The sequence below is a fragment of the Paraburkholderia unamae genome (assembly GCF_003268775.1).
GTDB classification, from domain to species: Bacteria; Pseudomonadota; Gammaproteobacteria; order Burkholderiales; family Burkholderiaceae; genus Paraburkholderia; species Paraburkholderia unamae.
Map to the genome: position 1 here is coordinate 1 of NZ_QLSU01000055.1, position 24,449 is coordinate 24,449.

General features: G+C 67.9%; 21 protein-coding genes. 8 read left to right on the forward strand and 13 right to left on the reverse strand.

The features are described 5' to 3' along the window. Both C7401_RS43405 and C7401_RS43410 read right to left on the reverse strand, forming a co-directional pair. The coding region (locus C7401_RS43405; RefSeq protein WP_181565840.1) for an aromatic amino acid lyase at window positions 1-717 on the reverse strand (717 nt) is incomplete at its 3' end. Between the two features lie 156 nt (window positions 718-873). Then, complete coding sequence (locus C7401_RS43410) at window positions 874-1,782, reverse strand: LysR substrate-binding domain-containing protein (RefSeq protein WP_112178224.1); 909 nt, start codon at window positions 1,780-1,782, stop codon at window positions 874-876. Between the two features lie 106 nt (window positions 1,783-1,888). Between C7401_RS43410 and C7401_RS43415 the strand changes: the two genes are divergently transcribed. Next, a complete protein-coding gene (locus C7401_RS43415) occupies window positions 1,889-2,794 on the forward strand; it encodes an NAD-dependent epimerase/dehydratase family protein (RefSeq protein ID WP_112178225.1) in 906 nt (301 codons plus the stop codon). Window positions 2,795-2,902: 108 nt separating this feature from the next. Continuing rightward, the gene (locus C7401_RS43420; RefSeq protein WP_112178226.1) at window positions 2,903-3,085 is read left to right on the forward strand and encodes a hypothetical protein; all 183 of its coding nucleotides are present in this window, start codon (window positions 2,903-2,905) and stop codon (window positions 3,083-3,085) included. A gap of 111 nt (window positions 3,086-3,196) precedes the next feature. Here C7401_RS43420 and C7401_RS43425 read toward each other — a convergent pair whose 3' ends face one another. Genes C7401_RS43425 through C7401_RS43435 form a run of 3 tightly spaced genes read right to left on the reverse strand, consistent with a single transcriptional unit; the run spans window position 3,197 to window position 4,770 of the window. Next, window positions 3,197-3,943: a DUF899 domain-containing protein gene (locus C7401_RS43425; RefSeq protein ID WP_112178227.1), complete on the reverse strand. Its 747-nt coding sequence runs from the start codon at window positions 3,941-3,943 to the stop codon at window positions 3,197-3,199. A 33-nt stretch (window positions 3,944-3,976) separates the two neighbouring features. After that, window positions 3,977-4,315, reverse strand: a complete 339-nt coding sequence (locus tag C7401_RS43430; protein ID WP_309252030.1) for an SRPBCC family protein — start codon at window positions 4,313-4,315, stop codon at window positions 3,977-3,979. Beyond that, a complete protein-coding gene (locus C7401_RS43435; protein WP_112178228.1) occupies window positions 4,315-4,770 on the reverse strand; it encodes an ArsR/SmtB family transcription factor in 456 nt (151 codons plus the stop codon). The genes C7401_RS43430 and C7401_RS43435 overlap by 1 nt, the downstream gene beginning before the upstream one ends. A 105-nt stretch (window positions 4,771-4,875) precedes the next feature. On the opposite strand from C7401_RS43435, the gene C7401_RS43440 reads away from it, so the two are divergent. Beyond that, complete coding sequence (locus C7401_RS43440; protein WP_112178229.1) at window positions 4,876-5,292, forward strand: hypothetical protein; 417 nt, start codon at window positions 4,876-4,878, stop codon at window positions 5,290-5,292. 137 nt (window positions 5,293-5,429) lie between these two features. Here C7401_RS43440 and C7401_RS43445 read toward each other — a convergent pair whose 3' ends face one another. Further along, entirely contained in the window at window positions 5,430-6,833 is a 1,404-nt protein-coding gene (locus C7401_RS43445; RefSeq protein WP_112178230.1) for an NCS2 family permease, read from the reverse strand. 520 nt (window positions 6,834-7,353) lie between these two features. Between C7401_RS43445 and C7401_RS43450 the strand changes: the two genes are divergently transcribed. Further along, window positions 7,354-8,409 carry a PRC-barrel domain-containing protein gene (locus C7401_RS43450; RefSeq protein WP_112178231.1) on the forward strand — a complete coding sequence of 352 codons (1,056 nt, stop codon included), beginning with the start codon at window positions 7,354-7,356 and terminating at the stop codon, window positions 8,407-8,409. An 11-nt stretch (window positions 8,410-8,420) separates the two neighbouring features. Next, complete coding sequence (locus tag C7401_RS43455) at window positions 8,421-9,662, forward strand: MFS transporter (protein WP_112178232.1); 1,242 nt, start codon at window positions 8,421-8,423, stop codon at window positions 9,660-9,662. A gap of 254 nt (window positions 9,663-9,916) precedes the next feature. Here C7401_RS43455 and C7401_RS43460 read toward each other — a convergent pair whose 3' ends face one another. Next, on the reverse strand, window positions 9,917-10,225 hold the full coding sequence (locus tag C7401_RS43460) for a DUF3331 domain-containing protein (RefSeq protein ID WP_258397478.1): 309 nt from the start codon (window positions 10,223-10,225) through the stop codon (window positions 9,917-9,919). 924 nt (window positions 10,226-11,149) lie between these two features. Beyond that, window positions 11,150-12,058 (reverse strand): LysR family transcriptional regulator ArgP, encoded by a 909-nt coding sequence (locus C7401_RS43465; protein ID WP_112178234.1) that lies wholly within the window; start codon window positions 12,056-12,058, stop codon window positions 11,150-11,152. 129 nt (window positions 12,059-12,187) lie between these two features. Between C7401_RS43465 and C7401_RS43470 the strand changes: the two genes are divergently transcribed. Then, window positions 12,188-12,805, forward strand: coding sequence for a LysE/ArgO family amino acid transporter (locus C7401_RS43470; protein ID WP_112178235.1), 618 nt, complete (start codon window positions 12,188-12,190; stop codon window positions 12,803-12,805). 48 nt (window positions 12,806-12,853) lie between these two features. On the opposite strand, the gene C7401_RS43475 is transcribed toward C7401_RS43470, so the two are convergent. From C7401_RS43475 to wecB, 5 genes are all read right to left on the reverse strand, one after another. Then, complete coding sequence (locus tag C7401_RS43475) at window positions 12,854-13,804, reverse strand: alpha-amylase family protein (protein WP_258397479.1); 951 nt, start codon at window positions 13,802-13,804, stop codon at window positions 12,854-12,856. 9 nt (window positions 13,805-13,813) lie between these two features. Continuing rightward, window positions 13,814-16,381: an NfrA family protein gene (locus C7401_RS43480; RefSeq protein WP_112178236.1), complete on the reverse strand. Its 2,568-nt coding sequence runs from the start codon at window positions 16,379-16,381 to the stop codon at window positions 13,814-13,816. Beyond that, a complete protein-coding gene (locus C7401_RS43485) occupies window positions 16,378-18,498 on the reverse strand; it encodes a glycosyl transferase family protein (protein WP_373864500.1) in 2,121 nt (706 codons plus the stop codon). Before C7401_RS43485 ends, C7401_RS43480 begins: the two co-directional genes overlap by 4 nt. A 56-nt stretch (window positions 18,499-18,554) precedes the next feature. Further along, window positions 18,555-20,858, reverse strand: coding sequence for a cellulose biosynthesis cyclic di-GMP-binding regulatory protein BcsB (locus C7401_RS43490; protein WP_181565841.1), 2,304 nt, complete (start codon window positions 20,856-20,858; stop codon window positions 18,555-18,557). A gap of 128 nt (window positions 20,859-20,986) precedes the next feature. Further along, window positions 20,987-22,210, reverse strand: coding sequence for a non-hydrolyzing UDP-N-acetylglucosamine 2-epimerase (gene wecB / locus C7401_RS43495; RefSeq protein ID WP_165842139.1), 1,224 nt, complete (start codon window positions 22,208-22,210; stop codon window positions 20,987-20,989). A gap of 471 nt (window positions 22,211-22,681) precedes the next feature. Here wecB and C7401_RS43500 point away from each other — a divergent pair, with 471 nt between their 5' ends. Then, window positions 22,682-23,674, forward strand: coding sequence for a ferritin-like domain-containing protein (locus tag C7401_RS43500; protein ID WP_112178239.1), 993 nt, complete (start codon window positions 22,682-22,684; stop codon window positions 23,672-23,674). 239 nt (window positions 23,675-23,913) lie between these two features. Continuing rightward, on the forward strand, window positions 23,914-24,449 hold a 536-nt coding region (locus C7401_RS43505), incomplete at its 3' end, for an electron transfer flavoprotein subunit beta/FixA family protein (RefSeq protein WP_112178240.1).

Here is a 24,449-nt window from a genome sequence, read left to right on the forward strand (position 1 = left end):
ATCGAACGGCTTCACGGAACCGGCCGCCGCGTCGACGCTCAGCGCGCCGGACACGAGCGCCGTGCGGTACAGGTCTTCGATCGCGAAGAGGTTGTAGAGCGCAAGCGCGGCGGAAGCCTGCGTGCCGTTGAGCAGCGCAAGGCCTTCCTTCGCCTGGAGCGAAAGCGGCTTGAGGCCGGCGGCCGCGAGGCCCGCTTCGGCGCTCGCGCGCTCGCCGCGAATGAACACCTCGCCAATGCCGAGCAGCACCGCCGACATATGCGCGAGCGGCGAAAGATCGCCCGAAGCGCCCACCGAGCCCTTCACGGGAATGAGCGGCAGCACGTCGGCGTTAAAGAGCGTGACGAGCGCGTCCATGACTTCACGGCGAATGCCCGAATAGCCGCGGCCGAGGCTGGAGAGCTTCAGCGCCATCAAAAGGCGCACGACCGGGCGCGACATCGGTTCGCCCACGCCCACGGCGTGCGAGAGCACGAGATTGCGCTGGAGCAGTTCGAGCTGGTCGTTCGGAATATGCGTGCTGGCCAGACGCCCGAAACCCGTGTTGATGCCGTAGGCGGGCTCGCCCTTCGCCGTGATCTCGGCAACGGCGCGCGCGCCCGCGTCGATGGCGGCGAAGCTGGCCGGATCGAGTTCGAGCTGCACCGCCTCACGCGCGATCTGGCGCAATTGGGGCAGGGTCAGATGGCCGGGCGTGAGGAGAAGGGTCGGGAGCATGGTCGAATCCTGTCTATACAAGTCGCGAAAGTGGCCGAAGTCTAGCCTGGCGCGCCTGTCTATACAACTCCCCTTCCGGGCTCCCGTGACCTGGGACTATCCACGAGATCGGCATGAAACCCGCGTGCAGTCGCCATGCAGCCCGCGTTTTGCCTGTCAGGCGTCGAGTTGCAGCCTGCCCCCAAAAAACGCCAGAAAACACTGCACGCGCGCCGCCAGCGCCGCGCTGCGGTAGTACACGGCGTGAACCGGCTGGCGCGCCTCCACGAGCGCGTCGTTGAGCACGGTGACGAGGCGGCCCGCCTCGCGGTCGGCGGTAGTGAGGAAGTCGGAGAGACAGGCAATGCCGCTCGCGCCGAGCGCGAGCTGACGGATCGTCTCGCCGCTCGACGCCCGCAGCGCCGGCTCGATCGGATAGCCGGGGTCGGCGCTCTCGCTCTGGCCGCTCGCGCGCAGCGGCCAGCGGTTCAGATGCACGGGCGCGGTGAAGCCGATCAGCCGATGCTCGCGCAACGCGGCCACGCTGCGCGGCGTGCCCTGCGCCGCGAGATAGTCGGGGCTCGCGACGATGCGCAAGCGGCTCGTGCCGAGCGCGCGCGCATGCAGCGTGGAATCCTGGAGCGTGCCGATGCGAATGGCGATATCCACGCGCTGCTCCAGCAGATCGACGATGCGTTCGTTATTCGTGAGTTCGAGTTCGATCTCGGGGTAGTGCTGCGCGAACGCCGCCACGTGCGGCACGATGCAGTGAAGCATGAAGGGCGTGGCCGCATCCACGCGCAGCCGCCCCGAGGGACGCTCGCGATGACGCGTCACGGCCTCCTCGGCGTCGGCCATGGCCGCGAGGATCGCGCGGGCGCGCTCGAGAAAGAGCTCGCCTTCTTCGGTGAGTTGCAGGCGGCGCGTGGTGCGCAGGATCAGCGCGACGCCCAGTTGCTTTTCGAGCCGCGTGAGCGCGCGGCTCACGCCCGATACGGTTTGCTGGAGCTTCTCGGCGGCGGCCGTGATCGACCCCGCATCGATCACGGTGACGAATACGAGCAGTTCGTCGGTCGACGTCTTCATTGTTGATTCATAGTCAAGATTCATTTGAGACTAACACGGTTTTTGCCGGCCGCCGATGCGCCGATACTGAAGCCCATCGCAAACCCGACACAACGAGGAAACCCCCATGAAAGTATTCGTGACAGGCGCAGGCGGCTTCATCGGCGGAACGATCGCGGCGCATCTCGTGCGCGCGGGGCACACCGTCAGCGGCCTCGTGCGCCGCCCCGAGCAGTTCGCCGCGCTCGAATCGCTCGGCATCACGCCCGTGCAGGGCGACCTCGACGACCGCGATACGCTCATCGCGCAAGCGCGCGCTGCCGACGCGGTGATCAACGCGGCGAGCAGCGACCATCGCGGCGCGGTCGACGCGCTCATCGGCGCGCTCGAAGGTTCAGGCAAGGCGCTGCTGCACACGAGCGGTTCCAGCATCGTGGGCGACGCCTCGGGCGGCGAAGCGACCGATCGCATCTATTACGAAGACGCCCTGCCCGCGCCGACGGCCGACAAGGCGCCGCGCGTGGCCATCGACGATCTCGTGCTCGCAGCCGCCGGGCGCGGCGTGAAGAGCGCGGTGCTCTGCAACACGCTCATCTACGGCGTGGGCGCGGTGCCGGGCGCGGCGAGCGTGCAGTTGCCGCGTCTCATTCGGCAGGCGCAGAAAAGCGGCGTGATGCGCCATGTGGGGCGCGGCCTGAACATCTGGTCGAACGTGCATGTCGACGACGTGGCCGAGCTGTATCGCCTCGCGCTGGAGAAGACGCCCGCCGGCACGTTCTATTTCGTGGAGAGCGGCGAAGCGAACTTCCGCGACATGACCACGGCGCTCGCCGAGGTGATGGGTCTCGGCGCGCCGCAGGACTGGCCGCTCGAAGCGGCGATCGAGGAATGGGGTTACGAGATGGCGTCGTACGGCCTCGGCTCGAACAGCCGCGTGCGCGGCGAGCGCGCGCGCAAGCTGCTTGGCTGGCAGCCGCAACGCCACTCGGTCACCGAGTGGATTCGCGCGGAAATGCCAAAACCGCAAAGATAAGTGCTACAGGACACACTATTGTTGCGTATCCGTAAGGTCGCTCCGCTAGAATCCGAGCGTCTTGCACTACCCGCCGGCGCGTTGCGCGCGCCGGCACCGGATACGCCGATGCCCCTCGCGCTGAACTTCTACTGGCTGACCAATCTGCTGGCCATCCTGTTCATCGTCGCGTGCCTCTACGACACGCGCTACGATGAATACGGCACGCTGACGCTTGCCGCCGCCGCAATGGGGCTCATCGTCATGGCCATCGAAGTGCTGTTGCGCCCCGCGTTCGATATGGCGCTCTAGGCGCGATGCTTTCGTAACGGGTACAAGAAGCTTTCGTTGTGCCAACCATTCCCTGACGGCTTTGCGCTAGCGTAAGCTCTGGCGTAACGAGTGACGCAATTACTCACGTAACTACGGTGCCTTCTGCTCGTGCGCGCAGCACGACGAAGGCACTGGCGCGTCTTCATAGCGATCGTGGTGACGCATCCACTCGCGCATGTCCTTCTCTTCGTTACGCCCCTTCGCGGTCAGCTCCAGCATCGCATAGGTGCCGATCGCCATTTCGCCGCCGCGCGCGTACGTCGAATACGTGTGATACACATTGCCGGCTTCATCGCGATAGAACGCGCTGATGCCGGGCAACTCGTCGCTCATGTACTCCTGCTCCGCGTAGTTGTAGATCGCCTTGCCGCGCGCCTTGTCGGCCTCGCTGAACGACACGTGGTAGTCGAAGTTGAAGTCGCTGCCGTTCGACGAGACCCACGGGAAACGCCAGCCCATGCGCTGCTTGAACGCCTCGATTTTCGCAAGCGGCGCGCGCGACACGGCCACGTAGGTCACGTCGTGGTGCTCCAGGTGCGGCAGCATGCCGTCCACATGGTCGGAGAGGAACGAGCAGCCCGGGCAACCCTCGTCCCACTGCGGCCCGAGCATGAAGTGATAAACGATCAACTGGCTGCGCGGCCCGAAAAGCTGCGCGAGCGTGCGCGGACCTTGCGGCGTCTCGAACGTATAGGTCTTTGCCACTTTCACCCAGGGCAACGCCTGGCGCTTCGCCACGAGCGCGTCGCGCGCATGCGTGAACGCGCGCTCCTCGGCGAGCAGCGCCTTGCGCGCCTCCAGCCATTCGGCCTCCGAAACGATCTTGTGCGTCTCCATCGTCCAATCCTCCTTGCGTTTTACCGGCGCGGTTCAGTCGAACAGCGCCACCAGTTGATCGATTGCGCTCGTCCAGCCCTCGTTGTGCGAATCGCGCGCGGCCTCGTCGAAGAAGCGCTCGTGCTTGAGCATGAGGTCGGTCGCGACGCCGTCCGCGTGCAGCGTCACCGTGACGAGCGACTCGTGCTCGGGCGTGCTGCGCCAGGCCCACGTGAACACGAGCTTGCGCTCGGGCACGACTTCGAGGTACGTGCCGCTCACGTCGTGCTCCTCGCCCTGCGGCCCGCGCATGATCACGCGAAAGTGGCCGCCCACGCGCACGTCCGCCTCGGCGTGGATGCAGACGTTATCGAGCGGCTGCATCCAGCGCATCAGTTGCGCCGGTTGCGTCCACGCGGCGTAGACCTTCGCGGCGGTGGCGTTGATGCGGCGCCGGATGGTGAGGCTCGCAGACTGGGGGTCGGCTGATCCGGGTCCGGCTGAGGGTTGGGTCGACATGCATCCTCCTCCACGAAAGCGGCGAGACGATCGAGCGCATCGCTCCAGAAACGTTGATAGTGCGCGAGCCATTGCATCGCGTCCTCCATCGGCCCCGCCGCGAGCCGGCATGCGACGGTGCGGCCGGTTTTCGCGCGCGTGACGAGGCCCGCCTCGGCGAGTACGTCCAGATGCTTCATGACCGCGGGCAGCGACATATCGAACGGCTGCGCGAGCGCGCTCACCGAAAGCGCGTCGTGCTGCGCGAGGCGCGCCAGCAGCGCGCGCCGCGTGGGATCGGCGAGCGCCGCGAAGGTGCGGTTCAGGGTGGCGTCTTCATGCTTAACCATGCGGTTAAGCATAGACGGCGAGCCGGCGATGTCAAGGAACACGGTAAGCGCCGGCGGAGCGCGGCGACTAGAATGAGGGTTTCATCGCGCCGCGCCGCCCACGCCATGCCGTCCAAAATCCGCAACTCGCTACTCTGGATCTTCGACGCGTTCGAGCGCGAGCCCGGCTACGTGTGCAAGGCGATGTTCGGCTGCGACGCCGCCTATCTGGACGGCCTGCTCTGCCTCGTGGCCGCCGATCGCGACGCGCCGTTCAACGGCCTGCTCGTCTGCACGTCGAAGGACCACCACGCGGCGCTCATCGCGCAAATCCCGGCGCTGCGCCCGCACCCCGTGCTCGGCAAATGGCTCTACGTGCCGCAGGCCGACCCCGCGTTCGAGGATACCGCCGCGTTGCTCACCGCCCGCGTGCTCGCGCGCGATGCGCGCATCGGCGTGGAGCCGAAACCGCGCAAGCCGCGAAGCGCAGGCAATACGGGCAAGACCGGCAAGCGGCGCACCAACAGCCTGTTGCCCGAGTAACCCGCCGCTCAACTCGCCCAAAAGCCGCACGGCCCGCGCCGCCGTGAAGCGACGCGGGCCGTGCAGCCGCCCGAGGCGGGCCGCCAGGACCGCCGCGGGCGAATGGCCGGGTCATCCGGAGACGCGCATGCGCATTGTCAGATGGCCCAGCCGCCCAGGTAGAACGCGGCCAGCACGACGGCGATCACGACGGTGCCCACGTTCAGCTTGCGGATCTCGCCGCTCACCACGCGGCCGATCACGAGCGTGGAGAAGCCCAGCATGATGCCCGTCACGATGTTGGCGGTGAGGACGATGAACACGGCGCACACGAGGCCCGCCATCGCATCGACCATGTCGGACATGTCGAGGCGGCTCACGCTCGAGAGCATCATCAGGCCCACATACATCAGCGCGGGCGCCGTGGCGTACGAGGGCACGAGGCCCGCGAGCGGCGCGAAGAACATCACCGCGAGAAACAGCACGCCCACCACGGCGGCGGCGAGACCCGTCTTGGCGCCGGCCGCGACACCCACCGTCGATTCGATATAGGCCGCCGCCGGCGCGCCGCCGAAGAAGCCCGAGAAGATCGACGAGAGCGAATCGGCCGTGAGCGCGCGGGCGCCGTTGACGATGCGCCCGTTCGCGTCGAGCTGGCCCGCCTGCCCCGCCACGGCGCGGATCGTGCCGGTGGCGTCGAACACCGCCGTCATCACGAGGGCGAGGACGCTGGGCAGCACGGCGAGCGAGAGCGCGCCCTTGATGTCCATCGCGCCGATCAGCGAAGCATGGCCCGGCGCCGAGAGCGAAGGCCACGCGAACACGCCGTGAAAGCTCACGGCCGGATCGATGGCGAGGCCGAGCGCCGAAATCGCGACGATCACGATCAGGATCGAGCCCGGCACGCGGCGGCGCACGAGGCCGAAGATCGCGGCGAGGCCGACCACGGAAAGGATCACGGGCAACGAGGTGATATGGCCGAGCGAGACCGGCAGGCCCGCGCCGGGATTCTTGACGACGAGGCCCACGTCGTTGGCGGCGATCAGCAGCAAAAAGAGCCCGATGCCGATGCCCGTGCCATGCGCGATGCCGTGTGGCAGGTTGCGCAGGATCCACGAGCGCACGCCCGTGACCGAAATCCCCGTGAAGACGAGGCCCATCAGGAACACCGCGCCGAGCGCCACCTCGGGTTTGAGGCCCTTGCCGAGCACGAGGCCGAACGCCGTGAACGCCGTGAGCGAGATGGCGCAGCCGATCGCGATCGGCAGGCGCGCCCACAGGCCCATGAGCAGCGAGCCGAACGCCGTGGTCAGACACACGGCGACGAACACCGCACTGGTGTCGAAGCCCGCCTTGCCGAGCATGCCCGGCACGACGAACACGGAATAGACCATCGCGAGGAAGGTCGTGACGCCCGCAATCGCCTCCTGGCGCAACGAGCTGCCGCGCGCGGCAACGTCGAAATAACGGTCGATGAAGCCGGTGGACGAGCCCAATGAATCGATGGACTCGCCGTCGGCGGTGGACACGCCGGCAAGCGGCTGCGCGTGGGGTTCGATCATGGTGAGTGCCTCCTTTATCAGCATGCTGAAACGTCTCGCGGCTCACCGGCCCGATCCGCCATCAGGTTTGTCTCGAATGATTTAGTCGTGTCGACGCGTTGCCGGCGCCTGCTTTTTCTTCCCGGCCACAACCGCGCACACGCAAGGTGCGAGCGGCGGCGGCCGTGCGGCGCTCATCGTTTTGACATCTCTTTATGGATGGAGCGAAGGTTAGGCGAACGCGATATAGGCTCCCATCGCGCGATTCGCATTGAGGTCATGCCGAGATGCTTATATGCCCGCGAACAGGGCGCGCCACGCGGGGCGTCCCCGCGTTTACACCTGGCCGCGCCGACGGGCTGCGGCGGCAGTTTGCGCGAGCCGGGATCGCCGTCGAACGGGTTTGCGCCCCACGGCGCGACGCCGCGGACGTGGCGCACTTACGCGGATTGGCCCGGTGCGCGGGTTACACTCTCACGCATCCCGACCTGGTTTCCCCCGCCGCGCGCCTCGCGCCGGCTGCTTCAAGGAGTTTCTGTTGATGAGAGGCGGCCTCATACGTTTCGCACGTTCCGCAACTTCCGCTCGTTCCGCACATTCCGTTTCCCGCTTCCCGTACGCCCTGCCCCTGTTGCTGCTGCTCGCGCTCTCGGGCTGTAGCCTGTTCCGGCCGGCCCCGCCGCCCGAACCGGAGGCGCCCGTGGCCGTGGAGCCGGAGCCGGCCGCGAGCGAGCCCGAGGCCGCCTCCGCGCCCGAGGTGGCGAGCGAGCCCGAAGCCGCCAGCGGAGCGAAGCCCGCGCCGCGCAAGCCGCGCCCGGCGCCGGTGCATCGCCGCCGCCCGGCCCCGCCGCCGCCCGCGCCCGCGAGCGCCCCGCCCGCGCCGCCGCCGGCGCCGCTCGTCCAGGTGCGCACGCTCGAACGCGGCAGCTTCCGCACGCTGCTCGACAGCGAAGTGCAGAAAACCGACGGCAAGGTCGTGGGCCGCGCCGTCGACATGGTCGCCGGGCCCGGCGGCAAGCCCGTCGAGGTCGTGGTGAACCTCCAGGGCTTCATGGGCGTGGGCGACCGCAAGGCGAACTTCCCGTGGAGCGGCGTGCGCGTGAACACCCAGGCGAAAACGCCCGCCATCACGCTCGCCCTGCCGCCCAGCCAGCTCCAGGTGCCCGACCGGCCCAAGGCCGGCGCGCCGCAGCCGGGCGCGCCCGAAGCAAGCGCCACGCGCTTGCCCATGCTCGATGCGGACGTGGAACGCGCCAACGGCGCGAAGGTGGGCCGCGTGGTGGACGTGCTGCTCGACGGCAGCGCCGCGCCGCAGGCCGTGGTGCTCGACGTGAGCGGCACGCTCGAAAAACGTCATACGATCGCGGCCGACTGGACCGCGCTGCACTTCGTCACGAAGAACAACGCGCTCGAAGCGCAGCTCGAAATGTCCGACCAGCAGGTCGACGCCTCGCCGCCCTACGCACCCGAGCAGCCGGTGCGCGCCGTCACGCCCGCGCCCGTGCCGGCCGCAGCGGCCCCTGCTGCCGCCGCCGCGTCCAACACCTCGCCGGCCCCGTCCGCCTCGTCCGCCGCCAATACCCACGGTGCCAAATGACGGGCGGCACGATGCAACAACCGACTCCAGACACGCGCAGCGTGCGTGCACTCGACTGGCTGAACTTCTTCGTCGCGAACGTGCAGACGGGCTTCGGGCCGTTCATCGCCTCGTATCTGGCTTCGCACAAGTGGACTCAAGGCGAGATCGGCCTGGCGCTCTCGGTGGGCACGATCAGCGCAATGGTGAGCCAGGTGCCGGGCGGCGCGGCCGTGGACGCCTTGCGCAACAAGAAGGCCGCCGCCGCGTGGGCGATCATCGCGATCATCATCTCGGCCTTGCTGCTCGCGGCGAGCCCGACCGTCGTCGCAGTCATGGCCGCCGAGGTGTTCCACGGCTTTGCGAGCTGCATGCTCGTGCCGGCCATGGCCGCGCTCGCGCTCGCGATGGTGGGCCGCCAGAATCTGGGCGACCGGCTCGGCCGCAACGCGCGCTGGGCCTCAATCGGCAGCGCCGTGGCTGCGGGCCTGATGGGCTTGTGCGGCGAATACGTTTCGCCGCGCGCCGTGTTCTGGCTGACCGCGGCGCTCGCGCTCCCAGCGCTCGTGGCGCTCGCGATGATCAAATATGACCACCGGGCCGCGCCGCTCGCCGCCACGCCCGGCAAGCGCGCGGCGCCCACGGGCGAGCCGCGCGAGACCATCTTCGACTTGCTGCGCGACCGGCGCATGCTGACCTTCGCGGCCTGCGTGGTGCTGTTCCACCTCTCGAATGCGGCGATGCTGAACCTGGCCGCCGGAGAAGTCACGGCCGGCATGGGCGACAACGTCCAGCTCGTGATTGCGGCCTGCATCATCGTGCCGCAAGCCATCGTCGCGCTGATGTCGCCGTGGGTGGGCCGCACCGCGCAAGCATGGGGCCGCCGGCCCGTGCTGATTCTGGGCTTTTGCGCCCTGCCGCTGCGCGCGCTGCTGTTCGCGGCGGTCGGCAACCCGTACTTCCTCGTGCCGGTGCAGATGCTCGACGGCCTCTCCGCCGCGGTGTTCGGCGTAATGCTGCCGCTCATCGCCGCCGACGTGGCCGGGGGCAAGGGCCGCTACAACCTTTGCATCGGGCTGTTCGGGCTGTCGGCAGGCATCGGGGCGACGCTCTCCACGGCGCTTGCCGGCTTCGTCGCCGACCATTTCGGCAATACGGTGAGCTTCCTCGGCCTCGCGAGCGCGGGTGCCGCCGCCGTGCTGATGGTATGGTTCGTGATGCCCGAGACCCGTGACGCGCTCGAAGAGGAAAACGCGCGCGACACCGCCGCGTGAGTGCAGCGCAAGCCCGCCGGCGCCCTTCGGGGCGCCGGCGGGCGCGGCTTCATGACATCGAGGTGACGGTCGAGCGAACGCCGCCTGCGCGCCATGGGCGGCGGCAGGACGGCGGGAGACGGTGAGGTGCAACCGGGCTGGGCAACCTGCTCAAGCTACCTGAGCACACAACTTAAGCACGAAACCTGAGCACACAACCTGAGCACGCAACCAGCGCGGGGGACCGGCAGGACCGACCAGCGCAGGCGGGATGCTCAGGCGGCCAGCGCCTCGTCCAGACGGGCGGCGACAACGCCGTTGGGAAGATTGTCGAGCTTGCTCGCGAGGATCATCGCGTCGGCATTGGCCGGGCGATGACGGCGATTGGGGCTCGGCCGGAACACCGCGTCGCCACGGCGGATCTTCTCGCCAGTGAGCGCGCAAACGGCGCTGCGGCGCGCCGTGCAAACCCGCCACAACTGGTCGGAATAGCGGCCGTAGGTGGCGTCGCTCCAGCAAACGGTGATGCTGTCCGGATCATGACGCCGGATCAACGTAATGCCCTGCGCATCCCACGAACGCACGGTGGCGCGGCGCCGGTTGGCCGCCTCCGAAGCGCCGCGTGTGATGGGTACCGGTTTGCAACTTCTGCCGCCTTCGAATTCACTGTCCAGGCTTAGCGGCTCGGCAGCCGCCGACAGAAGGTCAATGGTTTGTTGCCAAACGCTGCCGGTATCTAATTTCGTCATAATGCACCTCGTGCACGTGGAAACGATTCAAATATGCCGGTCGAATAAGCACTCTGCCACGTCCGGATTATAGCGTGTCCAACTCGCAATCCACAGGAAAAACTCAATTTTCACACGATAATGCCAAACGCAAAAAACGAGATGGCGATGCTTTCAGTTCCGACTGTAAGCCTCCAATGTTGGTTTCTTTACATCCATGAACTTTTTTGCCGATTTGACGATGCTTAACAATCGAGTTACGGAAAAAATAACCGGTCCGAGGTGTGTTGTCACGACTGCCGCGGCTTTCGACCATAACTGAATTGCCACAACGCCCCATGCGGCCAGTAGCCGCATATCCCCTGAAACGCCCGCCCATAGCCACTCTGGCGGCTTTCCTCTTCATCAAACGCAGACCAGGTGTACACGCGCATGATGACCGATCAATGAAACGCAATGCGCCGATTTGACATAGGTATATCAGCCGCGCCGCATGCGAAACGTCAGTCTATTGGACGCGCAATTCTCGCACGAACCCGGCGCGATCCGAACGCATCTAATTTCGAGACATCCTACTACTCAAAAAGCAATTAATGGATTTTGAATATTGCTTTAGAAGCTTTCACGCGATGCAATCCACATTGTGCAACTCCCCGCATACGAATTGCGCCGGCGATAGCGCCGCCATCTTCTGCACCGATCGCGTGCAGGCTAATGCGCTATTGAAACGGCCGATAAAGACAAACGAATGAAGATATCGCACGCGACGCCGCGCGATCTTCAAACGCCGCGCCCCTGATCGAGAAATTCACCGGCGCGGCGCTTGAGCATGGCGCCGAAATCGTCGAGCCAGCCGATCGACAGCCGCCAGCTCTGCCAATACAGTTCGACGTCGAGCGCGCGGCCGGGCGTCAGCTCGACCAGTTCGCCACGCGCGAGATGCGGCGCGATCATGCGCTCGGGGCACATGCCCCAGCCGAGGCCGTTCAGGCAGCAGCGCAGAAAACCGGCCACATGGGGAATCCAGTGCAGCGGCGCGTCGATCTGCGCGCGCGTGATGCGGCGGATAAAGCGCTTTTGCAGTTGATCCTTGGGATTGAACTCCACGCACGGTGCGCCCCTGAGCGTCTCGCGCGTCACGCCATCGGCGAAATGGCGCTCGAAGAACGCGGGCGAGCACACCGCGAGGTAGCGCATGCGCCCAAGGCGGGTCGAGCGGCAGCCCTGCACGGGTTCGGACTGGGTCGTGACGGCGCCCTGCACGCTGCCGTCGCGCATGCGCTGCGCCGTGTGGTCCTGATCGTCGATCACTAGATCGAGCAGGATGCCGCGCTCGACGCAAAAGCCCGCCACGGCGTCGATGAACCACGTCCCCACGCTGTCGTCGTTGACGGCCACGCGCAACGTGGGCCGCGCCGCGCCGAGCGCGCTCGTGAAGGTCGGCATCGCCCCGCCCAGCTCCGCTTCGAGCAACTGCACGCGCTCCGTATGGCGGCACAGCAGCGCGCCGGAAGCCGTCGCAACACAAGGCTGGCCGCGCTTCACGAGCACGGTGCCCACGCGCTCCTCCAGCAGCTTCACGCGCTGCGACACCGCCGAGGGCGTGACGTTCAGCGCACCCGCGGCGCGGTCGAACGAACCATGCCGCACCACGGCGGCGAGCGCATCGAGCAGCGCATAGTCGAGCATTAGCGTTCCTTAATCCGGTTAATGAAAATGAGCTTTGCTTATGTATCCTCTGCCCGCAGACTAGCGCCATTCGCCGAGCCAGCGCAACCCGCGCCGACGCGCTCGCGCCCCAACTCACTCGCATCCATCATGAACTGGCTCGCTTTCACTCACGGCGCGGCGCTCTGCGCCTCGCTCATCGTCACGATCGGCGCACAGAATGCTTTCGTGCTGCGCCAAGGCATCCTGCGCTCGCACGTGGGCAAGATCGTCGTGCTGTGCACGCTCTCGGACTTCGTGCTGATCGGCGCGGGCGTGGGCGGCGCCTCCGCGCTCGTCGAGCGCTATCCGACCTTCGTGCACGTCGTGCTCTATGTGGGCCTGGCCTGGCTCGTGTGGTTCGGCATCGGCGCGCTGCGGCGCGCGGTGCGCCCGTCCCACGCGGTGCTGGAAAGCAACGCGGCGCCCGCAGCGGCCGAGCAGCGCGCCTGGCCGATCATCCTCATGACGCTCGCGTTCACGTGGCTCAATCCGCACGTGTATCTCGACACTTTCCTGCTGATCGGCACGGCCGGCGCGCGCGAGCCGCAGGGCAGCCGGCTCGCGTTCGCGCTCGGCGCCATGTTCGTGAGCGCGGTGTGGTTCATGGGGCTGGGCTATGGCGCACGCGCGCTCGCCCCGCTGTTCCGGCGCGCGGGGGCATGGCGCGTGCTCGACGGCGCCATCGGCGGCATGGTGCTGTTGATCGCCTTCGCGCAATTGCGCTGAAAGCGGCGCACTACGTCATAGCCTTCGGTGCGGCCCTCAGTGCAACGCTCAACGCGCCGCGCCGCCCGCCTTCATCTGCTGTAGCAGGCCTTCGACGAGTTCCGGCGACATGTAGTGCGGACCGTCGAAGAGATACACGCGATAGCCGTGGTAGGCCTCCAGCTGCGGGGCCAGCTCGGCGGCCGTGGCCGCGCGGAAGCCGCCGCCCTGCTTCGGCCGGAAGGCCTCCGCGATGATGCGCACGCGCTTGTGCCCGAGGTGCGCCGAGAGCGCGTCCGCGTATTCGCGCGCCGCCGCCGGGCCACGCGCGTAGACACCGCAACCGTCCTGCAACAACACGCCGACATCGCGCGGCAGCCACGTGTCGAGCCACTTCGCGAGCGCCTCGCCGCCGATGTTGCTGGTGTCGTACACGCTGATCCACAACGGGTGCGGCAGCTTCTCCAGCAATGGCGCGAGGCGCGGCGCGTCGGTCCAGGTGGGATCGACTTCGACCGGGAAATACCAGCCAGTGATATGCACGGGCGGGCGCACCGCCGCCAGCTTGAGCGAGCGCTCGACCAGCGTTTCGAGATTCGTGCGCGCCTTCCTTTCGTCCGAGTAGCCCGCAAGCCCGACGATCACGCCGCGCGCCCACGGCTCGTTGGCAATGCGCACCCAGTCGGGCACGCGCGGCGCGGGCAGACCCGCGCCCGCCATGAACGCGACATCGTCCACGGCGATCCATTGCACGAGCAACTCGTTCACGCCGAGCCGGTCCCAGTCGCCGCGCAGATCGAGGTGGTCGTTGTCGGGCTGCCAGACGATGCCTTGCGCGAGCGCGTCCGCATGCGCCGGAACCTGGAGCGTGCAACCGGCGGCGGCGAGCGCGCAGAGCACCGCGCACGCGAGCCGCGCGCAGCGGCGCGTGAGGCGCATACGGCGCGTGCCGGTGCGCCCTCGTCGGCCCTCGCCCATTGCATCGACTGCGCCGCCCGGAAGCGCTCTGCGCACGATCATCAGGTTTCCTCAATAAGAAAGCACGGCGCCGAAAAACACGCCGCCCGCCCGGTCGTCGCCCGTGAGACGCCAGCGATACTGCACCGTCACGTCCACATAGGAGCGCGGCGCGTCGTAGAAGGTATCGCGAAACCAGTAGCGCGTGGAAACGCCCACACCCATGCCCACCGGCACGCTATGGTTGATGCTCGAATCGTAATCCATGCCGACCACGGCATACGGAAACACCGTGAGTTTCGGGCTGATGGTGTCGAGCCGCCACGTGCGCCCCGCCTCGATATAGCCCGTGCCGTAATTCCAGCCGTTGCTCACGTAGTGGCCCACCTCGCCATAGTCCTGCACGGTCCACCACGACGGCACGTCCAGCCGCCGCTCGGTGCCGATGCCGCCCGAGTACGCGAGGCGCAGCAGCCAGTCCGATGGCGCGCGCGAGCCAATGGGAATCAGCCGCTCGAACGCCACGACGGCATTGATCGATTCGAACGGCTTCGCGCGCGCACCCACGGCGGCGAGCGCCGTGGAGACGCCGCTTGGCGCGTCGCCCTTTGCGCCGACGTCCTGATAGGCGCGCGCGTAGACTTCGAAATTGCGGTCGCCGAGCGAGCCGAACGGCCGCCAGTAGCCTTCGACGCCCATCTGCCAGTTGTTGTACGAGCCCGGCACCTCGCCCGTCGACACGCCGGGCTGCAACCCCGAGCCGCGATAGTTGACCGACGCGATGAAGCCCCAGTCGCGCGTGACGTCGGCATGCGCGTTGCGCAGATCCTGAAGCTGGAGCAGCGTGGCGGGCGCGACACCCGGCGGCGGCGAGGTGCCATAGTCGATCGCGCGCTTGAAGTAGCTCGCGGCGAGCGCGTCGAAATTCGCGCGATAAGCGCTATAGCCCGCGTCGCCCGTGGCTTGCGGCGGCAATTGGCCCGCTTCGTCGGCCTGCGTGAAATACGTGGCCGCGCGGCGGTCGTCGCCCGCGCGCTGCGCGATGTAGGCAGCGGAGAGCGGCGGCAGCGCGTCGACCAGCCCCGTGTCGAGCATGGCGCGCGCTTCGCGTTTCGCGCCGTCGGTGTCGCCCGCGGCCACGAGCGCGTCGATCAGTTCGAGCCGATGCTGCGGATTGCGCGGGTCCGCCGCCACGGCCTGGCGCTGGGCTTCGAGCGCACCCGCGCGGTCGCCGCGCTGCCCCGCGACAATCGCGGCGCGCCGGGCGGCGAAGCCGGGGTCGGCCGCGTACACGTCGCAAGCGCTGCCGTACTCGTCCACCGCGCAGTCGAGCACCGGGCGCGCCGCACTCGCCACGCTCGCCATGCGTTCAGCGGGCGTGCCCGCCGTGGCGGGCCGCGCGAGCGCCTCGCGCGCGTAATAGCGGCGGGCGGCGATCAGCGTGTCAGTGTCGTCGCCTGCGGGCTGCAATCCGGCCAGCAAGTCGAGTGCGCGCTGCGGCTGCCCCTGGGCCGTCCACACATCGGCGATGATCGCGCGTGCAACACGTTGATCTCGTTGATCCCGCGAGTCGAGCGGCGTAGCGCCCTCGCTGCGCAACGCCTGCGCGAAGTCTTCGTCGGCCTGCGCCGCGCGGCCTTGCGCCGCGCGCGCGTAACCGCGCAGCACATAGGGCATCAGCACCGGCTCGGCGCCCGACGCAATCGCATCGCCCGCCGCCGCCTCCAGGCCCGGCATGTCGTTTTGCTCCAGCAGGATCTGGCAAAGCAGGAGCCGGTTGCCGAGCCGCGACGGCGCGTAGCCGATCGCCTCATGCATGAGCGTGATCGCCTGGGCCGTATCGCCACGCGCCCGCGCGGCCTGGGCCGCCTGCACGGCGGCGGGCGCAAGCCGCGCGCCGATCTGCGTGCGCCGCTCGCGCAGCGCCTGGCTGTCGCCGAAACGGCGCTGCGCGTCCTGCGCCGCCTGCCAGGCTTCGCGATCGTGGCCGCCCGCCGAAGCCGCATCGATGGCGAGCAGGCGCAAGCGCAGCACGTCCGGACGCAACGCGATGACGTCGTTCGCCTCGCGCCAGGCGGCATCGTATTGCTTCGCGCCGTACGATTTGTAGGCCTCCTGAGCAAGCTGCCACGCGCGGCCGGTCAGATAGTCGGGCGGCCCCGAACCCTGCGGCGCGGCGCGCGGCGCGCGTGCGGCGGCGGCCGGTGCGCCGGGCCGCGCGAGCGCCGCCACCTGCGTGTCGATCTCGCGGCGGCGCGCCGTGAGCGTGGCGTCCGGGCCGATCTGCGCGATGGCATCGGAAAGCGTGCGGCTCGCCTCGCGCCACTGCCCGCGCGCTGCCTGAGAATTGGCCAGCAGAAGGCGCAGCGAAGCGACGTCGGGACGCTGACGGATCGCCTCGCGCGCATAGCGCTCGGCGCCAGCGTAATCGTGACGGCCATAGGCGTCATAGCCCTGTTGCGCCACCCGGTATGCCGCGCCGCTCAAGGGCAAGGGCTGCGTGCCGGGTGGCAACGGCTCGGCCTGAACGCGCCCCGCCCCCGCGAATCCCGCGCACAACACGGCGAGCAACAATGCGTGCGGCACCCTCGCACGTGGCGCACGGGGTATCGCCGCGACATGCTTCGGAGTCCGTTTCATGACGTGGCGGCGCCTTCGGCGCGCAAGCGCGCCTGTTCCGCAATCGCCGAAGCCAGCGCGTCGCGCGTAATCACGCCCTGCTCCACCATGAAGTCGCCAATGCGCCCATGTTCCGCCGGGCGGTAGCGCTGCAACGCGCTTTCGAACGCCGTGCGCTTCACCGCGCCGCGCTCGATCAGCAGGTCGCCCAGCAGCGGCACGCCGGGCGCGGCGGCGTCGTGCATCTCTGCCGGAGATTTCGCCTCCTGCCCCTCGCTCGACGCATCGGCGGGCGCGCCGCGCAGCAGACGCAAGCCCTCCGCAATCTCCCCCTCGCGCACGATGCGCTGCACGATCGGCAACGCGCAATGCGCCTGCAATAGCTCGAGCGCGGGCGGCGCGAGCGGGCTCGCGCACAGCAGCACCACATGCCCCCTGCCGTCGTCGCCTTGCGGCAGCACGCGGTAGCGCACCGCGAGTTCGAGCGGAAGCTCGCCCGCACGCTCCATGAGCCGCGCGCGATCGAGCCGGCCGCGCGGCAAATCGGCCTGGAACGCAATCGCCTCGGCGAGCGTTTCCTCATCGAGCCAGCCGTGCGCCATCAGCACGCGGCCAAGCGGCGCTTCGTGCGCATGATCTTCGGCCAGCGCCTGTTCGAGTTCCTTCGGCCCGATCGCCTGCCACGAGAGCAACAGTTCGCCGAGCCGCTGGCGCCGGTCGGTGAAGCCGTCCGACGAGGGAAAGTCGTGCATCGTCTTGTCCCACACGAGGCGCTTGCCAGTGGCGAGATAGACGAGATACATCTTCCAGGCGCGCGAAACCGCCATGAAATTCACGAAGTTGCCGATCACCATGCGCGGCACCGAGAGCACGCCATGCTCCCAGCCGTAGAGCCGCGACACGAAGTACACGCGCTGGATCACGCGCAGCAGCAGCGCGACACCATTCGCCCACAACACGATGGTGAGAAAGCGCGAGCCTGAGAACGGCGAGGCAATCAGGTCGGGATGAATGCCGAGGAAATCGGCGAACGTGAAAAGCAGGAACTGGACGAGCAGCACATAGGCCAGAATGCCGACGAACGCCGTGACGATCCCCTTGCGGTCGCGCGCGAGCAGATAGCGGTTCGCGATCGTACCGACCCAGCCCGTCTGCTCCCACCCTTGCAAGCCGATGCCCAGGGTCCAGCGCGCCCGCTGACGATAAGCGGTGCGAAACGTATCGGGAAAGAACTCGCGCACGCACAGCGGCATGGTCAACGTGATGTCGCGCTCCGGCCCGAAGCCGAACCACGATTTGCGCCGCGTGGCGAACTCCACCGGAAAGCGCGCGAAAATCGAATGCATGCCCATGCGGCCAAGACGCTCGCCCACGTCGTAATCCTCGGTGAGCGTTTCCGTATTGAAGGGCTGGTTCTGCGTTTCCTTCGCGAGCCCGGCCAGCGCGCGGCGCGAAAAGCACGTGCCCACGCCTGCGGATGGCACCGTGCCCGCCAGGCTCTCGCGCACCACGAGATCCTTCGCGTGCCACTCCGCGAACTCGTCCATGTAGGTGCCCGCAACCAGTTCGTACCACTCACGTTCGAGCGACGCCACCGGAAGCTGGATCATGTCCTTGCGCGGCAACAGGTAATTGAAGAAGCGCAGTTCGAGCGGATGCAGCACGTCCTCGCTGTCGTGCAGGATCACGCCCGCGAACTCGATGCCGGTTTCCTTCTCCATACGAAAGATGGCCTGCACAATCCAGTTCAGGCAATCGGCCTTGCAGGTCGGGCCATCGTGCGGCACCTCCACGCGATGCAACTGCTTGTAGCGCCGCCGCATGCGCTCGACTTCGGCGATCGTCGCGGCATCGTTCTGGTAGGTGCCGACGAATACCACATAGTTCTTGTAGTCGATCACGCGCACGAGGTCGGTGACCATCGAGGCGATCACGTCCTCCTCGCGCCACGCGGGCACCATGATGGCGAGCGGCTGCTGCTCGCGTGCATAGAGCTGCTCGGCGCGCAGCGGCTCGTAGCGCCGCTCGATCGTGAAGTGGCGGATAACGCGGCGCACCCAGTACCACGCGTCGATGAACAGGTCGTCGATGCTGGAGATCAGGATGACGACCGCGACCACCGCCGCCAGGTACTCCATGCCCTGGTAGTAGTGGCCCGCGAAGTAATTGAGCCACCATTCGATGGCGCTTGCGCTCACGATCCGCCCGGCTTGTTGTCGGCACCGCCGTCCGCACGCTCGTCCTGATTATTGGCGCTCTCCTGCGCCGCGCGCGCCGCAGCCGCCGCGGCCGTTCTCGCGCGCGCCCGCTGGCGCGCAAACCCTGCCGCGAGCAGCAGCAGCAACAGCACCGTGATCGCGATGCTCGGCACGCCCCATCCCGCCCAGTGCCGCGTGAGCCACGCGCGCTGGTCGTCCACGGGCGGCACGCCGCCAGGGTACTGCGTGTCGAAGGTCTTGAGCACGCCGCCTGCATCGACGATGGCCACGTCGCCTTGCAGCAGTTGCATGCCGGGCGGCAGCACGGGCGCCTCGCCCACGCCCCGGTAGACGATGCCCGGCGTGCTGCCCGAGCGCACCACCTGGATCAGGCCGAGATTCGCGAGGCCGGAGATATCGGCGAGCATCGAGCCGCCACGCCCCTTGAGCGTGAGGCGGCCGTCGGCGAAGCTGGCGTGCCCGGCCTCGCTGTCGAGCGCGACATCGGCCGCGAGGAACGGCGCTTTCGGCTGCGCGGCCTGGCCGGCGGCCGCCACCTGGAGCGTCGCGCGCGTGGGCGCCACACCGGCCGCGTTCGCAAGCCGCGCCACGCGCGGGAGCGTCGTCACGGGGTCGGCCAGATAGGCGTCGGGCACGATCACGTTCGCGGCGCGCGAGAAGCGCGCCACCATGCCCGTGAAGTTCTCGCCGAGCGGCCCCGTGCCGAGCACCAGATGACTGCCCGGCAAGACCGCCGCCGGATAGCCCTGCTCGCGCGGGCGGCAGCCGCCCGCCGGCTGGCGCTGGAACAGCACGCGCAACGTATTCACGGTGCCGAGTGCGTAGACGGGAATGTCGGCGCTCACGCGCTGCGCGTGGCCGTCGGTATTGAGCAGTTGCGAGCCGATCAGCACGCCGTTGAAGAACACCGACGCGGTCTGCCCGTTGCGGTCGGCCGCGGGCGCGGCGGCGAGATCGAGCACCACGCGGCGTGGAATCCTGCCGTCGCCCGAGACTGCCGCGAGATCGAAGCTGGCCTCCCAGGCGGCGCTCGTCAGCACGTCGAGCGTGCGGGGCGTGCCGCCGATCAGCGACAGCGCAATCGTGTCGCTCGAGCCGCCCGAGCTGAGATTGGGCGACGGGGCGAGCTCGTGCACGACGAGCCGGCGCGAGGCGTCGATGCCGCTCCACGTGCGCGACAACGCGCTCACGCCGAGATCGTCGCCCACCACCACGGTGGGCAGGCCGCCCAGATGCGCGAGGCGCAGCTCGCCTTTCTCGAACGGCGCCACGAGCGCGCCGCCGCCGTGGGTGCGCCAGGCGTCGAAGGCGCTTGCGGCATCCGCCGAAACGGCCAGCACCTGCGCGCGCAACGCGTCGAGCGCCGCGCCGGCTTGCGCGCGCAGCGCGTCGTCGGCGACCACGACGTTGGGCGCGAAGGCGCCCGCCGGCGCAAGCGCGATGAGCGCGCCGAGTTCGGCCGGATCCGCGATCTTGTGCGAGCCGCCCGCCGCCAGCGCGGCGAATGCGGGAACCGCCTGCAACGCGGCCGGCACCTGAAGCGTGCCGAGATTCACGGTGTCGCCCACGGCGGGCATGCGGGTCGTGACCGGCGACGCGCCGCCGCGCATCAACAGCGCTTCGAGCCGCCACGCCACGTCGTATGCCGAGGCGTCGAGCTTGCCGCCGCTCACGAGCACCACGGGCCTCGCGGGCAAGGCGCTCCACGCCGTGCGCACATCGCTTACGGCCGAGGTGTCGAACTGATACGTGAGACGCGTGGTGGGCGCGACCTTCCAGACGTTGCCGATCGCCGTCTGGTCCGTGCAGACGTTTTCATTGAGCACGGACGACCATTGCAGCCCCACGCGCACGAAGCCCGAGGGGCGCGGCGCGCCGTCCACGCCGATGCTGAGCGAGCCGTCGCCCTGCGCCTCGGTCACGTTGCGCGCCTGCACGGGCGAGCCGTCGAGCGAAAGGAGGAAGGTCGTGCGCCCGCCGTTGCCGCGCAGATAGTTCGCGTCGAGCCGCAACGTGGCGTTGCTGATCGGCAGGCCCGCGGGCACCGGCAGATAAAGCTCCTGGGCGGCGTCGGGCGCGCGCAGCACGATGGTGTCGCGCACGCCGAGATCGGCAAGCGTGACAGTGCGCGACTCCATGCGCCCCGCACCGAGTTGCGCGAACGCGCCCGCGAGCTCGCCAGGCGCGGCGAACGCACTGTGGCTCAGCGCCGCGAGGAAAGCCACGCCCACATACACGGCGAGCGAAGCGCGCGCCTGCCGGATCGATTCGAATCTCACGTGTCTTGCCTCATGTTGTCGGCGCGACGGCGCGGCCGCCGCCTGGCGAGCGCCAGCGGCGCGCTCTTTTGAATGCATTGATTGCGAAATGCTTTGATTGGCACTGCGATGCAACGGGTGCGGTGGCGTCAAGACGCCTCGTCGGCTTCGTCCGCCTCGCCGGGCTCGGGCCGCATGGCGAGCACGGGATGACGATAACCGGGCAGCGCACGGCTCGGGAACGGCTCGAACGCCTCGCCGGTGAGCGCCGCCACGATGCGCGCCGACGCGTGCCCGTCGCCATACGGATTGACGCGCCGCGCGTAAGCGCGCCGCTCCTCTTCGTTTTCGACGAGATCGAGCACGGCGCGCACGATCGCCGTGCGGTCGGTGCCGACCAGCTTGACCGTGCCCGCGGCCAGCGCCTCGGGCCGCTCGGTCACGTCGCGCATCACGAGCACGGGCTTGCCGAGCGCGGGCGCTTCTTCCTGCACACCGCCCGAGTCGGTCAGCACGATCGCCGCGCGCTGCATGAGGCGTACGAACTCGGGGTAGTCGAGCGGATCGGTCAGGTGCACATTGGGCGCATTGCCGAGCGTGGCGAGCACGGGACCGCGCACATTGGGATTCAGATGCACGGGATAGACGATCTGCATCTTGCCCGAATGCGCGAGCGTGGCGAGCGCCGCGCAGATATGCTCGAAGCCCTCGCCGAAACTCTCGCGCCGGTGGCCGGTGACGAGCAGCAAGGGGCGGCCCGTTTGCGCGGGTTCGAGAAACGGAAACTGCGCGTCGATGCGCTCGCGCAGCGCCACGTCGCGCTCGAGGCGCTCGCACATGAGATGCAGCGCGTCGATCACGGTATTGCCCGTCACCACCACGCGGCCGCTCAATGCCTCGGCCTCGAGATTCGCGCGCGAGCTGGCCGTGGGCGCGAACAGCAGATCGCTCACGACGTCCACCACGCGCCGGTTCATCTCCTCGGGCCACGGCTCGAACAGATTGCCGGTGCGCAGCCCCGCCTCCACGTGGCCAACCGGTATGCGGCGATGAAAGGCGGCGAGCGCGCCGGCCATGCTGGTCAGGGTGTCGCCGTGCACGAGCACGCGCTCGGGCTGCTCGGCGGCGAGCACGTCGTCGAGCCCGGCGAACAGGCGCGAAGCGAGACCGTTGAGCGTCTGGTTCGCCGTCATGGCGCCCAGGTTATGCGCAGGCACGATGCCGAACAGATCGAGCACCTGTTGCAGCATGGTTTGATGCTGTCCGGTCACGCAGACCACCGACTGCACGCCGGGATGCGCTTCAAGACGCTTGACGAGCGGCGCCATCTTGATGGCTTCGGGCCGCGTACCGAATATCGACAGAATCCGCACAGGCAGGTTTCCGGTGAGTCAAAGTCACGGCGCCGCGGCGTTGCCCCCGCGACGCCCCCTTTTATTTGCCGACTGTCTTCATGCCGTTGCCGCGAGGCCCCCTGCATCGCGCCGCACTGAGTGCGGCGAAGGGGCCGGTCAGCCGTACTGTACATGCTTCATCCAACCCACGCGCGCACATGGGCGCACCCGGCGCACGGGGCCCTCCGGCACCGCGCATTCGTTGTTCAACGTTTCGATACGTGCCCGGCGATTATTCCGGTTCTTGATTCAATCGAATGCATGACCTGCCTTTACGCCTGGGCGAAATGCGGGCGGCATGGAATATGGGGTGACGATCACAGGGCGCGCTAAATTCGCCCCGTCTTGCGCGCGATCGAAGTAAGCTCGTGCGGCAAGGCGATGCGTTCCCGGCGACGCTCAACCGTGACAGAATCGCGTCAATCAGGCTCCTGCAAAAGAACCACCGAGATGACCGACCTCCTCCTCGATGCATTCGATGCAACCCAACTGATCCCCGGCTTCAGCGCGCCTGCGCTGCCTGGCGAGCGCCCGGACCGCGCGACGCTCGAAGCCGCCGAGCACAACACGCGCCACTGGGTGAGCGCCGTGAGCGGCCCCTTGCCGCCCGGCTCCGACGTCCACCGGGACGAAACCTGCCGCATGTTCCGCGAGACCTTCAATCCCTACCGGCCATCGGTGCTCGAATGGCCTACGCTCGACCCGGCCGCGCTCAAGCGCATTACCGACCTGCCGATCTGGGACATTGCCGTGCAAACGGAAGGCAAGGCGCGCCTGCGCATGGCCGCCTATGCCGCCTCGCTCGACGACGCCGCGATGCGCTACGCCCTCGCGCTCAACGCGTGGGAGGAGAACCGCCACAAGGAAGTGCTCTCGCGCATGGTGGCGGCCTACGGCATCCCGCTCGCAAGCGAGCCGCCTTACCTCTACCCCAAAGACGCCGAGTGGGCCTATCTCGTGACGGGCTACAGCGAATGTGTGGACAGCTTCTTCGCGTTCGGCCTGTTCGAAGTGGCGCGGCGCTCGGGCATCTTTCCGCCCGAACTCATCGACACCTTCGAACCCGTCATGCAGGAGGAGTGCCGCCATATCCTGCTGTTCGCGAACTGGGTGGCGTGGCACCGCGCGCATCTGTCGTGGTGGCGGCGCATTCGCTTCGAGCTTAAAGTGGCGCGCGTGTGGGCGTTTCTGGGGTGGGAACGCGTCGGCCTTGCGCGCGCAATGGACGCCGAGGGCAACGAGCACAAGCAGGACAACAACTTCACGATGAACGGCGCGCAGTCCGTGACCGACGTGGACATCAGCGTGCCGGAACTCATGCGCCTGTGCCTGGCCGAAAACGACCGGCGCTTTTCGGGGTACGACGAACGGCTGCTGCGGCCCGAAACGATGCCGCGGCTCGTGCGCTTCGCACTGCGATTCGTGCGCGACAAGAAAACCTGACGCCCGCCTCACGATTTTCCGCGCGCCGCTTCGTTCGAACGGACGATTGCGGCGCGCGCCGCTTTCATGCGACGCTTCGCGCACCTACCGGCTGCGCGGCACGGCGTCCCGGCGCGAAGCTTCACTGCGCCTGAAGCGCACCTTCCGCAAAGCTGAATTCCGCACAGCGCACGCGTCTGTCACAGTGGCGAAGGACTTCGTCAACGACGATCAGCATGCCCCTATCGAGGAGAAATGGCTTGAAAATTCTGGTGCCCGTGAAACGCGTGGTGGATTACAACGTGAAGGTTCGTGTGAAGTCGGATGGCACGGGCGTGGATATCGCTAACGTGAAGTTCGCGATGAATCCGTTCGATGAAATCGCTGTTGAAGAAGCGGTGCGATTGAAGGAAGCGGGTGTTGCGACCGAGGTGATTGCGGTTTCGTGCGGTCCTTCGCAGGCGCAGGAAACGCTGCGCACGGCGCTCGCAATCGGTGCCGATCGCGCGGTGCTGGTCGAGTCGAATGAAGACCTGCAACCGCTGGCCGTGGCGAAGCTTTTGAAGGCGCTGGTCGACAAGGAACAGCCATCGCTCATCATCCTGGGCAAGCAGGCGATTGACGACGACTCGAACCAGACCGGGCAGATGCTCGCCGCCCTGGCAAACCTGCCGCAAGCCACGTTTGCCTCGAAGGTTGTTGTGGCCGATGGCAAGGCCACCGTGTCGCGTGAAGTGGATGGCGGCGCGGAAACGCTGTCTTTGACGCTGCCCGCAGTCGTCACGACCGACCTGCG

What these genes read in the sequence shown, in the direction of transcription:
- C7401_RS43410 (WP_112178224.1), bottom strand. Translation starts at nt 1,782, where the DNA reads ATGAAGACGTCGACCGACGAACTGCTCGTATTCGTCACCGTGATCGAT.
- C7401_RS43415 (WP_112178225.1), top strand. Translation starts at nt 1,889, where the DNA reads ATGAAAGTATTCGTGACAGGCGCAGGCGGCTTCATCGGCGGAACGATC.
- C7401_RS43420 (WP_112178226.1), top strand. Translation starts at nt 2,903, where the DNA reads ATGCCCCTCGCGCTGAACTTCTACTGGCTGACCAATCTGCTGGCCATC.
- C7401_RS43425 (WP_112178227.1), bottom strand. Translation starts at nt 3,943, where the DNA reads ATGGAGACGCACAAGATCGTTTCGGAGGCCGAATGGCTGGAGGCGCGC.
- C7401_RS43430 (WP_309252030.1), bottom strand. Translation starts at nt 4,315, where the DNA reads ATGCGCTGGATGCAGCCGCTCGATAACGTCTGCATCCACGCCGAGGCG.
- C7401_RS43435 (WP_112178228.1), bottom strand. Translation starts at nt 4,770, where the DNA reads ATGGTTAAGCATGAAGACGCCACCCTGAACCGCACCTTCGCGGCGCTC.
- C7401_RS43440 (WP_112178229.1), top strand. Translation starts at nt 4,876, where the DNA reads ATGCCGTCCAAAATCCGCAACTCGCTACTCTGGATCTTCGACGCGTTC.
- C7401_RS43445 (WP_112178230.1), bottom strand. Translation starts at nt 6,833, where the DNA reads ATGATCGAACCCCACGCGCAGCCGCTTGCCGGCGTGTCCACCGCCGAC.
- C7401_RS43450 (WP_112178231.1), top strand. Translation starts at nt 7,354, where the DNA reads ATGAGAGGCGGCCTCATACGTTTCGCACGTTCCGCAACTTCCGCTCGT.
- C7401_RS43455 (WP_112178232.1), top strand. Translation starts at nt 8,421, where the DNA reads ATGCAACAACCGACTCCAGACACGCGCAGCGTGCGTGCACTCGACTGG.
- C7401_RS43465 (WP_112178234.1), bottom strand. Translation starts at nt 12,058, where the DNA reads ATGCTCGACTATGCGCTGCTCGATGCGCTCGCCGCCGTGGTGCGGCAT.
- C7401_RS43470 (WP_112178235.1), top strand. Translation starts at nt 12,188, where the DNA reads ATGAACTGGCTCGCTTTCACTCACGGCGCGGCGCTCTGCGCCTCGCTC.
- C7401_RS43475 (WP_258397479.1), bottom strand. Translation starts at nt 13,804, where the DNA reads ATGATCGTGCGCAGAGCGCTTCCGGGCGGCGCAGTCGATGCAATGGGC.
- C7401_RS43480 (WP_112178236.1), bottom strand. Translation starts at nt 16,381, where the DNA reads ATGAAACGGACTCCGAAGCATGTCGCGGCGATACCCCGTGCGCCACGT.
- C7401_RS43485 (WP_373864500.1), bottom strand. Translation starts at nt 18,498, where the DNA reads ATGGAGTACCTGGCGGCGGTGGTCGCGGTCGTCATCCTGATCTCCAGC.
- C7401_RS43500 (WP_112178239.1), top strand. Translation starts at nt 22,682, where the DNA reads ATGACCGACCTCCTCCTCGATGCATTCGATGCAACCCAACTGATCCCC.